9 protein-coding genes and 1 pseudogene are annotated in these 9661 nt (G+C 68.6%); 4 read left to right on the forward strand and 6 right to left on the reverse strand.

Annotated features, from left to right (window positions below; genetic code table 11):
- Positions 1–81 precede the first annotated feature (81 nt).
- The 6 genes from AC1D15_RS09220 to AC1D15_RS09245 all read right to left on the reverse strand — a co-directional run bounded on the left by AC1D15_RS09220 (position 82) and on the right by AC1D15_RS09245 (position 5658).
- On the reverse strand, positions 82–1056 hold the full coding sequence (locus tag AC1D15_RS09220) for a tripartite tricarboxylate transporter substrate binding protein (RefSeq protein WP_477825745.1): 975 nt from the start codon (positions 1054–1056) through the stop codon (positions 82–84).
- A 47-nt stretch (positions 1057–1103) separates the two neighbouring features.
- Positions 1104–2387, reverse strand: a complete 1284-nt coding sequence (locus tag AC1D15_RS09225) for a TRAP transporter large permease (protein WP_047590519.1) — start codon at positions 2385–2387, stop codon at positions 1104–1106.
- Positions 2378–2866, reverse strand: a complete 489-nt coding sequence (locus AC1D15_RS09230) for a TRAP transporter small permease (protein ID WP_047499699.1) — start codon at positions 2864–2866, stop codon at positions 2378–2380. The genes AC1D15_RS09225 and AC1D15_RS09230 overlap by 10 nt, the downstream gene beginning before the upstream one ends.
- Before the next feature lie 69 nt (positions 2867–2935).
- Entirely contained in the window at positions 2936–3904 is a 969-nt protein-coding gene (locus tag AC1D15_RS09235) for a TRAP transporter substrate-binding protein (protein WP_047499701.1), read from the reverse strand.
- A gap of 45 nt (positions 3905–3949) precedes the next feature.
- Positions 3950–4834, reverse strand: coding sequence for an SMP-30/gluconolactonase/LRE family protein (locus AC1D15_RS09240; protein ID WP_477825746.1), 885 nt, complete (start codon positions 4832–4834; stop codon positions 3950–3952).
- Positions 4831–5658 carry an NAD-dependent epimerase/dehydratase family protein gene (locus AC1D15_RS09245; protein ID WP_477825747.1) on the reverse strand — a complete coding sequence of 276 codons (828 nt, stop codon included), beginning with the start codon at positions 5656–5658 and terminating at the stop codon, positions 4831–4833. Before AC1D15_RS09245 ends, AC1D15_RS09240 begins: the two co-directional genes overlap by 4 nt.
- Before the next feature lie 280 nt (positions 5659–5938).
- Between AC1D15_RS09245 and AC1D15_RS09250 the strand changes: the two genes are divergently transcribed.
- From AC1D15_RS09250 to AC1D15_RS09265, 4 genes and pseudogenes are all read left to right on the forward strand, one after another.
- On the forward strand, positions 5939–6766 hold the full coding sequence (locus AC1D15_RS09250; RefSeq protein ID WP_477825748.1) for a FadR/GntR family transcriptional regulator: 828 nt from the start codon (positions 5939–5941) through the stop codon (positions 6764–6766).
- Between the two features lie 109 nt (positions 6767–6875).
- Entirely contained in the window at positions 6876–7787 is a 912-nt protein-coding gene (kdgD, locus tag AC1D15_RS09255) for a 5-dehydro-4-deoxyglucarate dehydratase (protein WP_465114124.1), read from the forward strand.
- A gap of 96 nt (positions 7788–7883) precedes the next feature.
- Complete coding sequence (locus AC1D15_RS09260) at positions 7884–9320, forward strand: aldehyde dehydrogenase family protein (protein ID WP_477825749.1); 1437 nt, start codon at positions 7884–7886, stop codon at positions 9318–9320.
- A gap of 119 nt (positions 9321–9439) precedes the next feature.
- Positions 9440–9661 (forward strand): annotated as a pseudogene (locus tag AC1D15_RS09265) (HD-GYP domain-containing protein); the annotation flags it as partial.

The following is a 9661-nucleotide window of genomic DNA, read 5'->3' on the forward strand; positions in this document are numbered from 1 at the left end:
ATCGCGACGTTGTCGAGATCGTGCATCCTGATCGTCAGGGGCTTCTTCGGGTCGGCCATGCTGCTCACCTGTTGCGCAACGTCACGGTTTGACGTTGCCGTCCTTCACGATCTTCGCCCACTTCACCAGTTCAGCGTGGCCGAAGGTCGCGAACTGCTCCGGCGTGTTGGGGCTGTATTGCAGGCCCAGCCCTTCCATCTTCGCCTTCACCTCGGGGATCGCGATGATTTTCGCGACTTCGGCGTTCATGCGCTTGACGATCGCCGGCGGCGTGCCGGCCGGCGCGTAGAAGGCCTGCCAGCTGGCCACGTCGAAGCCGGGCACGCCGGCCTCCTGCAGCGTCGGCACGTCGGGCATCGCGATGCTGCGCTTGGCCGAGGTCACGGCCAGCGCGCGCACCTTGCCGCTCTGCACGAAGGGCAGCKCCACCGTCACCGTCTCGAAGCTCATCGGGATCTGGTTGCCGATCACGTCCTGGATGGCCGGCGCACTGCCCTTGTACGGCACGTGCGTCAGCTCGGCGCCGGTCAGCAGCTTGAAGGTCTCGCCCGACATGTGCTGCGAGCTGCCCTGGCCGGACGACGCGAAGGCGATGTCGCCCGGCTTGGCCTTGGCCGCCGCGATCAGCTCCTTGACGCTCTTGTACGGCGCCTCGGTGCCGACCAGCAGCACGTTGGAGATGCTGCCCAGCAGGATCACCGGCGCGAAGTCCTTGGCCGCGTCGTACGGCATCTTCGGCTGCAGCACCGGGTTGATCGCGTGGCTCGCGATCGTGCCGAGCAGGAAGGTGTAGCCGTCGGGTGCCGACTTGGCGACCGAGTCGGCGCCGATCACGCCGCCGGCACCGGCCTTGTTCTCGACCAGCACGGTCTGCTTCAGCGCGACCTGCAGCTTGTCGGCCAGCAGGCGCGCGAGGATGTCCGAGGTGCCGCCGGCCGCGAACGGCACGACGATGCGCACCGGCTTCTCAGGCCAGGCCGGCGCGGCGTGCGCGCCGAAGCTGGTGCCTGCGGCGGCCACGGCCGCCAGCGCGAGAAGGGTTCGGCGAATGATCATGGGATGTCTCCTGAAGGGTCTTTGAAAGAGAGGCCTCGTGGCGCCGATCAGCGCAGCACCACGCCGGGCAGCCACAGCGAGAACGCCGGCACGTAGGTCACCAGCATCAGCGCGGCGATCAGTGCGCCGTAGAACGGCCAGATGGTCTTCATCACGGTGCCCACCGAGACACCGCCGATCGCGCAGCCGACGAACTGCGTCGTGCCCACCGGCGGCGTGTTCAGCCCGAGCGCGCAGTTGATCAGCATCACCATGCCGAACTGGATCTCGCTCATGCCGTAGTGCTGGCAGATCGGCAGGAAGATCGGCGTGCACACCAGGATGGTGGCAGCCATGTCGAGGAAGGTGCCGAGCAGGAACAGGATGATGTTGACCAGCAGGAAGATCACCCACGGGCTCGACGTCACCGCCGACAGCGCCTGGCCGGTCAGCGTCGGCACCTCGTACAGGCTGATGATGTAGCCGAACGCGGCCGAGATGCCGATCAGCAGCAGCACGACACCGGTGGTCTTCACCGCCTTGGCGGCCGCCTTCAGGAACTGCTCCCACTTCAGCGAGCGGTACACCACCACGCTCAGGATCAGCGCGTACAGCACCGCGACGGCGGCCGATTCGGTCGCGGTGAACACGCCCGACAGGATGCCGCCCAGGATCAGCACGACGACGAACAGCCCCGGCAGCGAGGCCGCGAAGGTGCGCGCCACGATCTGCCAGCCCGGGAAGGTGCCGGCGGGGTAGCCGCGCTTCACCGCCACCAGGTAGGCCGCCGCCAGGTTGCACAGCGTCAGCACCAGCGCCGGGATCAGGCCGGCGAGGATCAGCTTCGCGATCGACACCTTGCCGCCCGCGGCCAGCGTGTAGATGATCATGTTGTGGCTGGTGGGCATCAGCGCGCCGACCAGCGCCGCATGGGTCGTCACGTTGACCGCGTAGTCGGCGTGGTAGCCCTGCTTCTTCATCATCGGGATCATCACCGCGCCCATCGCCGAGACGTCGGCCACCGGCGAGCCGGAGACGCCGCCGAACAGCGTGCAGGCGATCACGTTCGACATGCCGAGCCCGCCGCGGATGTGGCCGACCGCCGCGTTCGCGAAGTTGACGATCTTGTCGGCGATGCCGCCGTACAGCATCAGCTCGCCGGCGAAGATGAAGAACGGGATCGCGAGGAACGAGAACACGTTCATGCCCGAGGTCATCTGCTGGAAGATGACCGCCATCGGCAGCCCTTCGTACAGGATGGTCGCGAGCGCCGACAGCCCGATCGAGAACGCCACCGGGACGCCGAGGATCAGCAGCCCGAAGAAGGTGACGCAGAGAATTGTCAGTGCCATGCCGGCTCCACTTCCACGCCGCGCAGCAGCGCGACGATGTGTTCGATCGAGAAAAGGATGATCAGGATGCCGGCCGCGACCAGCGGCACGTAGCGCCAGGATTCGGAGATGCCCAGCGTCGGGATCATGTAGTCGCGCACCGAGCCGAACATCAGCGCGCAGTTCCACGCCATCAGGCCGCCGAACAGCATCGTCAGCAGGTGGATCAGGATCTCGGTCGGCAGCTTCGCCTTCTCGGGCAGCAGGAAGCCGAGCAGTTCCATGCCGATGTGGCCGGCGTCGCGCACGCCGACGGCGCAGCCGAGCATGGTCACGTAGAGCACCAGCACCAGCGCCAGGCTCTCGGCCCAGGTGGGCGTGCTGTTGAGCACGTAGCGGCCGAACACCTGGTACAGCACCGCCGCGAGCAGCAGCACCAGGCCCGCCACGCCGAGCCGCAGGCAGGCCTTGGCGATGGCCGCGCAGAATTTCGTGTACATCGGGGTTCCTTCACCGCGGCGGCGCAGGCCGCCGCGGTGGGTCAGTGAGTGATCAGCAGAGCGCGGGAATTACTTCGTGTCCTGGATGCGCTTGACCAGGTCGCGCAGCTTCGGGTCGGCCAGGAACTTGTCGTACACCGGCTTCATCGCAGCCTGGAACGAGGCCTTGTCGACCTCGATGATCTGCGCGCCGGCGGCCTTCACGGTGGCCAGCGACTTCTCCTCGCGCTCGTCCCACAGCTTGCGCATGAACGGCACCGATTCCTTCGCGGCCTGGCGGATCGCCTTCTGGTCCTCCGGGCTCAGGCCGTCGAACACGCGCTTGGAGAACAGCAGCACCTCGGGCGCCATCGAGTGCTCGGTCTTCGAGTAGTACTTGGCGACCTCGAACTGGCGCGAGCTCTCGTACGACGGGTAGTTGTTCTCGGCGCCGTCGACCAGGCCGGTCTTCAGTGCGGTGTAGACCTCGCCGAACGGCATCGGCGTCGCGTTCGCGCCCATCGCCTCGAGCAGCGCGACCCACAGGTCGGATTGCTGCACGCGGATCTTCAGGCCCTTCGCGTCGGCCAGCGTCTTGATCGGCTTCTTCACCGTGTACATCGAGCGCGCGCCGCTGTCGTAGTAGGCCAGGCCGATGAAACCCTGCGCCTCGCAGCTCTTCAGGATCTCCTCGCCGATCGGGCCGTCCAGCACCGCGCGCATGTGTTCCTTCGAGCGGAACAGGAACGGCATCGTCGGCACCACGGTGGCCGGGCAGATGTTGTTCATCGGCGCGATGTTCACGCGCGTCATCGGGATCGCGCCGATCTTGGTCTGCTCGATGGTGTCCTTCTCGGCACCGAGCGAGCCGTTGTTGAACACCTTGATGCTGTGCTTGCCGTTGGTCAGCTTCGACAGCGTCTGGCCCATCTGCTTGACGGCCAGCACGGTCGGGTAGTCGTCGGGGTGGATGTCGGTCGAGCGGAACTCGGTGGCCTGCGCCGTGCCGAGGGTGGCCAGCGCGATCGCGGCGGCCAGGGTGCGGATTCTGTTTGTCATGGTCTTGTCTCCGGGGTGGATGGGGCTAGCGAAATCGTCAGCGGATCAGAAAGCGAAGGCAGCCTCGGGCAGGCCGGCCACGCCGGGCTCGGTGACGAAGACCGAGCCGTCGCTTGCGTCGTCGGCCGCGCTCGGCAGCCGGATCGAGGTGATGAACAGGTGGCGCAGCTGCGGACCACCGAAGGCGCACATCGACGGCTTGGGCACCGGCACCGGCAGCGACCGGTCGAGCCGGCCGTCGGGCGTGAAGCGGTGCACCAGGCCGGCGTCGTTGGCGCAGATCCAGTAGCCGCCGTCGGCATCGACCGCGGCACCGTCGGGCCGGCCCGGGTGGCGGTTCATGTCGACGAACTCGCGGCGGTCGGTGGGCGTGCCGTCGGCGTCCAGGTCGAAGGCCCAGATGCGGCGCACGCTCGGGTGCGAGTCCGACAGGTACATCACCTCGCCGCGCGGGCTGAACGCCAGGCCGTTGCCGGTGATGAGCCCCGAGACCAGCGGCGCCGAGAGCCCGTTCGCATCGAGCCGGAACAGCGCGCCGGACGGCGATGCGAGCGACATGTCGCGCACCATCGTGCTGGACCAGAAACGGCCCTGGCGGTCGCAGCGGCCGTCGTTGAAGCGCATGCCGTCGCGCGGGTGGGTGATGCTGCGCAGGCGCGTCGACGTCAGGCCCGCGGCCGACAGGCGCAGGTGGAACACGCCGCTCTCCATCGCCGCCACCAGCCCGCCCTGCGCATGCAGCGCGATGCAGGCCACGCGCTCGGCGCAGGCCCAGCTCTCGACGCGGCGCGTGGCCCAGTCGAAGCGGCGCACCTGGCGGCCCTCGATGTCGACCCAGTACAGCGCCTGCTCGGCCACCGACCACAGCGGGCTTTCGCCCACCTGGTCGCGCGATGCGTCGAGCTTGTCCATCGGCAGCGCGACGCTCATTCGAACGGGCCGGTGCGCACGAAGGCGCCGCCCTGGTACAGCACGGCCGGATCGTTGTAGTCGAGCGGGGCCTGGCGGGCTTCGACCGCGGCGCGGAACGGCTCGGAGCTGTCCTGCGGCACGTAGCCGAGGTGCTTCGCCTTGGTGTTGTCCCACCACTGCGTGCGGTTGTCCGACATGCCGTAGACCACGCTGTAGCCGACCAGCGGCGCCGTCAGGCACGACACCACCAGCCGCTCCAGGTCGTCGAAGCTCATCCAGGTGGCGAGCATCCGGCGGTCCTTCGGCTCGGCGAACGACGAGCCGATGCGCAGGCAGGCGGTCTCGATGCCGTAGCGGTCGAAGTAGAAGCGCGCGAGGTTCTCGCCGAAGGCCTTGCTGACACCGTACAGGCCGTCCGGGCGCGGCAGCGCATTCGTGTCGAGCACCTCGTCCTGGCGGTAGAAGCCGGTCACGTGGTTGGAACTTGCGAACAGCACGCGCTTCACGCCGTGCTTGCGCGCCGCTTCATACAGGTTGTAGGTGCCGACGATGTTGGCCTGCAGGATCGGATCGAACGCCGCCTCGACCGAGACGCCGCCCAGGTGCACGACGGCATCGACGCCCGCCAGCAGCCCGTGCACCGCGGCGGCATCCTGCAGCGGCACCTGGCTGACTTCTTCGCCGGCGGCCGCCGCGCCCAGGTCGGCGAGATCAGACAGGCGCAGCACGTCGCAATAGGCTTTCAGGCGTGGCCGCAGTACGCGGCCGAGGCCGCCGGCAGCGCCGGTCAGCAGCAGGCGCTTGAAGCGCAGGGACGTGGTGGAGGTCGGCGGGGTCGTCATCGAGAGAGTCTTTCACGGCCGACCGCGGGTCACGCTGTCGGCAACAGGTACGTCATCAGTTGTCGTACAACAGGCCGAATGATTGGTGACGGGCAGGGGGCTTGTCAAGCTGGCGGGATGAGGGTAATCCCGAGGCTTGTGCGCCGCGCCGGGCTGCCAAACGGTGTCGTCAACGACGTACATTGTTGTACGACGACGGGCCGCCTTTGTCGATCCGCGGAAGCCCCGCAGTCCGGGGCGCCGCCTGTCGTACATTGAAAGCCCTTTCAACGACCCCGTCATGAGCCGTTCGATGCACGTTCCGTCTTCTCCCGCTGCGACCGATCTGCCGCGCCGCCGTCCGCGCAGCCTGGCCATCGGCCTGGTCGAGACGCTGAGCGCGCGCATCCGCGACAACGTGATGCGATCGGGCGACAAGCTGCCCACCGAGGCCGCGATCATGGATKAGTTCGGCGTCAGCCGCACCGTGGTGCGCGAGGCGCTGTCGAAGCTGCAGGCCGGCGGGATGGTCGAGACGCGGCACGGCGTGGGCACCTTCGTCGTCGGTACGGGCGGCACGCAGAATTTCCGCATCGATCCCGAGCAGATCGCCACCGCCCGCGAAGTGATCGCGGTGCTCGACCTGCGCATCGGGCTCGAGGCCGAGGCGGCGGGTCTCGCGGCGGTGCGCCGCACCGATGCCAACATCGAGGTGATGCGCGGCGCGCTGGCCGCGTTCTCGGCGGCCATCGAGCACGACGGCGACGCGATCGCGCCCGATTTCCAGCTCCACATGGAGATCGCCCGCGCGACGCAGAACGTGCACTTCGTCGAGCTGATGACCTACCTCGGCACGATGATCATCCCGCGCGCACGCCTCAATACCGCGAAGGTGGCCGGCGAGGGCCGGCGCGAGTACCTGCAGCGCGTCAACGTCGAACACGAGAGCATCGTCAATGCGATCGCCGGGCGCGACCCCGAGGCGGCCCGCGCCGCGATGCGCACGCACCTGGCCAACAGCCGCGAGCGCCTGCGCCGCGCTGATGACGGCCCCCCAGTCGCTTCGCTCCTGCCCCCGAGGGGCGCCACCCCTGGGCCCGGCGGAGCCGGATCCCGGGGCGTTGCTTGATCAGCGCAGCTGTGTAGTGGGTTGCGACAGCCTCTCTTGTGCCTCCACAAATGATGTTGTACGATGACTGACAACTAGACCCGACCGCCCAACTTCATTGGAGACGCGCATGTCACCCCAGGAACTCAAAACCACCATCTCGTCCGGCCTGCTGTCCTTCCCGGTGACGGACTTCGACGCGCAGGGCAACTTCCAGCCGTCGACCTATGCGAAGCGGCTCGAATGGCTGGCCCCGTATGGCGCGACCGCGCTGTTCGCTGCCGGCGGCACCGGCGAGTTCTTCTCGCTGGTGGGCGAGGAATACGGCCAGGTCATCAAGGTGGCGGTCGACACCTGCAAGCACAGCGTGCCCATCATTGCCGGCGTCGGCGGCCCGACCCGCCAGGCGATCGCGATGGCGAAGCAGGCCGAGGCGCTGGGCGCCAAGGGCCTGCTGCTGCTGCCGCACTACCTGACCGAGGCCGGCCAGCAAGGGCTGGTCGCGCACGTCGAGGCGGTGTGCAAGTCGGTGAAGATCGGCGTGATCGTCTACAACCGCGCGGTGTGCAAGCTCAGCGCGGCGAGCCTGCAGCAGCTGGCCGACCGCTGCCCGAACCTGGTGGGCTTCAAGGACGGCGTCGGCGAGATCGAGGCGATGGTGACGGTGCGCCAGAAGCTCGGCGACCGCTTCGCGTACCTGGGCGGGCTGCCGACGGCCGAGGTCTATGCCGCGGCCTACAAGGCGCTCGGCGTGCCGGTGTATTCGTCGGCGGTATTCAACTTCGTGCCGAAGACCGCGATGGAGTTCTACCGCGCCGTCGCGGCCGACGACCGCGCGACGCAGAGCCGCCTGATCGACGACTTCTTCCTGCCGTACCTCGACATCCGCAACCGTCAGGCCGGCTACGCGGTCAGCATCATCAAGGCCGGCGCGACGCTGGTCGGCCACCCGGCCGGCCCGGTGCGCCCGCCGCTGACGGACCTGACCGGTGAAGAAGTCGAGATGTTGTCGGCCTTGATCAAGCGCCTCGGGCCGCAGTAAGGATTCGCCGCGGGCCGGCCGAGCGCCGGGCCGCCCCAAGCCGGCCGGCATCCCCTCGGGGGATCGGCCGATGTACTCATTGGACGAGGGGCAGACATGTCTGAGCATCTGAATTACATCAACGGCGCCTGGGTCGCCGGTTCGCGCTTCGTGCCGAACATCAACCCGTCGGATCTCGCCGACACCGTCGGCCTGTTCGCGAGCGCGACGGCCGAGCAGGTCGACGAGGCGGTGAAGGCCGCGCGCGCTGCCGCACCGGCCTGGGCGCTCTTCAACGTGCAGGCCCGCGCCGACGCGCTCGACCGCATCGGCAACGAGATCCTGGCGCGCCGCGAAGAGCTCGGCACGCTGCTCGCACGCGAGGAAGGCAAGACGAAGCCGGAAGGCATCGGCGAGGCCGCCCGCGCCGGCAACATCTTCAAGTTCTTTGCCGGCGAATGCCTGCGCACGCCGGGCGAGCTGCTGCCGTCGGTGCGGCCGAACATCGGCATCGAGATCACGCGCGAGCCGGTCGGCGTGGTCGGCATCATCAGCCCGTGGAATTTCCCGATCGCGATCCCGGCCTGGAAGATCGCGCCGGCGCTCGCGTTCGGCAACTGCGTGGTGTTCAAGCCCGCCGACCTGGTGCCGGGCTCGGCCTGGGCGCTGGCCGAGATCATCACGCGCGCCGGCCTGCCGGCCGGCGTGTTCAACCTGGTGATGGGCGCCGGCCGCGAGGTCGGGCAGGCGATCGTCGACCACCCGGGCATCGATGCGATCAGCTTCACCGGCTCGCAGAACGTGGGCAGGCAGGTCGCGCAGGCCGCGGTCGCGCGCGGCGCGAAGGTGCAGCTGGAGATGGGCGGCAAGAACCCGCAGGTGGTGCTCGACGACGCCGACCTGAAGCAGGCGGTGGAGCTGTGCGCGCAGAGCGCGTTCTTCTCGACCGGCCAGCGCTGCACGGCCTCGAGCCGGCTGATCGTCACTGCCGGCATCCACGACCGTTTCGTCGAGGCGCTGGCCGAGCGCGTGCGCGGCCTGAAGGTCGGGCATGCGCTGGGCGCCGGCATCGACATCGGCCCGGTGGTCTCGAAGGCGCAGCTCGAGCAGGACGAGCGCTACATCGAGCTCGGCCAGGCCGAAGGCGCGCGCCTGCTGGCGGGCGGCCAGCGCGTGAAGGCCGAGACCGAGGGCTTCTTCCTCGCGCCGGCGCTGTTCATCGACTCGACGCAGCGCATGACGATCAACCGCGAGGAGATCTTCGGCCCGGTGGCCTCGGTGATCCGCGTGAAGGACTACGACGAGGCGCTGGCCGTCACCAACGACACGCCGTTCGGCCTGTCGGCCGGCATCGCGACCAGCTCGCTGAAGTACGCGACGCACTTCAAGCGCCACGCGCAGGCCGGCATGGTGATGGTCAACCTGCCGACCGCCGGCGTCGACTACCACGTGCCGTTCGGCGGCCGCAAGGGTTCGAGCTACGGCCCGCGCGAGCAGGGCAGCTACGCCCGCGAGTTCTACACGACGGTGAAGACGGCCTACACCGGCGTCTGATCGGACCAGGAGCATGCGCACCGGGAGGTGATGCATGTCCTCTTGCCGGCGCCTCTTGCGGCGTCGACATCCCCGCAAGCTCGGTGCCTTCGCACCGCGCAGGATGCGTGGAGGTCGTGATGGAGTTGCTCAGATTGGTGCAATCCCAGGTTCGCCTGGGGGCCCCGCTGCCGTGGGGCGTGCGGGACGAGGCCGGCGTGCTGCTGCTGGCCAAGGGCCACGTGTTCGTCGACGGCGGCCAGATGCAGGCCCTGCTGCGGCGCGGCGCTTACGTCGACCTGGAAGAGGTGAAGGCCGCGGCCCGCGCGGCGCAGCCCCGGGAAGCGCGCCCCGCCAACCTG

The sequence above is a fragment of the Rhizobacter sp. P2_H2 genome, from assembly GCF_056403375.1.

Excerpts from the sequence above, each read along its gene's own strand:
- AC1D15_RS09240 (WP_477825746.1), bottom strand. The coding sequence starts at position 4,834 with ATGAGCGTCGCGCTGCCGATGGACAAGCTCGACGCATCGCGCGACCAG.
- kdgD (WP_465114124.1), top strand. The coding sequence starts at position 6,876 with ATGTCACCCCAGGAACTCAAAACCACCATCTCGTCCGGCCTGCTGTCC.
- AC1D15_RS09230 (WP_047499699.1), bottom strand. The coding sequence starts at position 2,866 with ATGTACACGAAATTCTGCGCGGCCATCGCCAAGGCCTGCCTGCGGCTC.
- AC1D15_RS09260 (WP_477825749.1), top strand. The coding sequence starts at position 7,884 with ATGTCTGAGCATCTGAATTACATCAACGGCGCCTGGGTCGCCGGTTCG.
- AC1D15_RS09245 (WP_477825747.1), bottom strand. The coding sequence starts at position 5,658 with ATGACGACCCCGCCGACCTCCACCACGTCCCTGCGCTTCAAGCGCCTG.
- AC1D15_RS09225 (WP_047590519.1), bottom strand. The coding sequence starts at position 2,387 with ATGGCACTGACAATTCTCTGCGTCACCTTCTTCGGGCTGCTGATCCTC.
- AC1D15_RS09235 (WP_047499701.1), bottom strand. The coding sequence starts at position 3,904 with ATGACAAACAGAATCCGCACCCTGGCCGCCGCGATCGCGCTGGCCACC.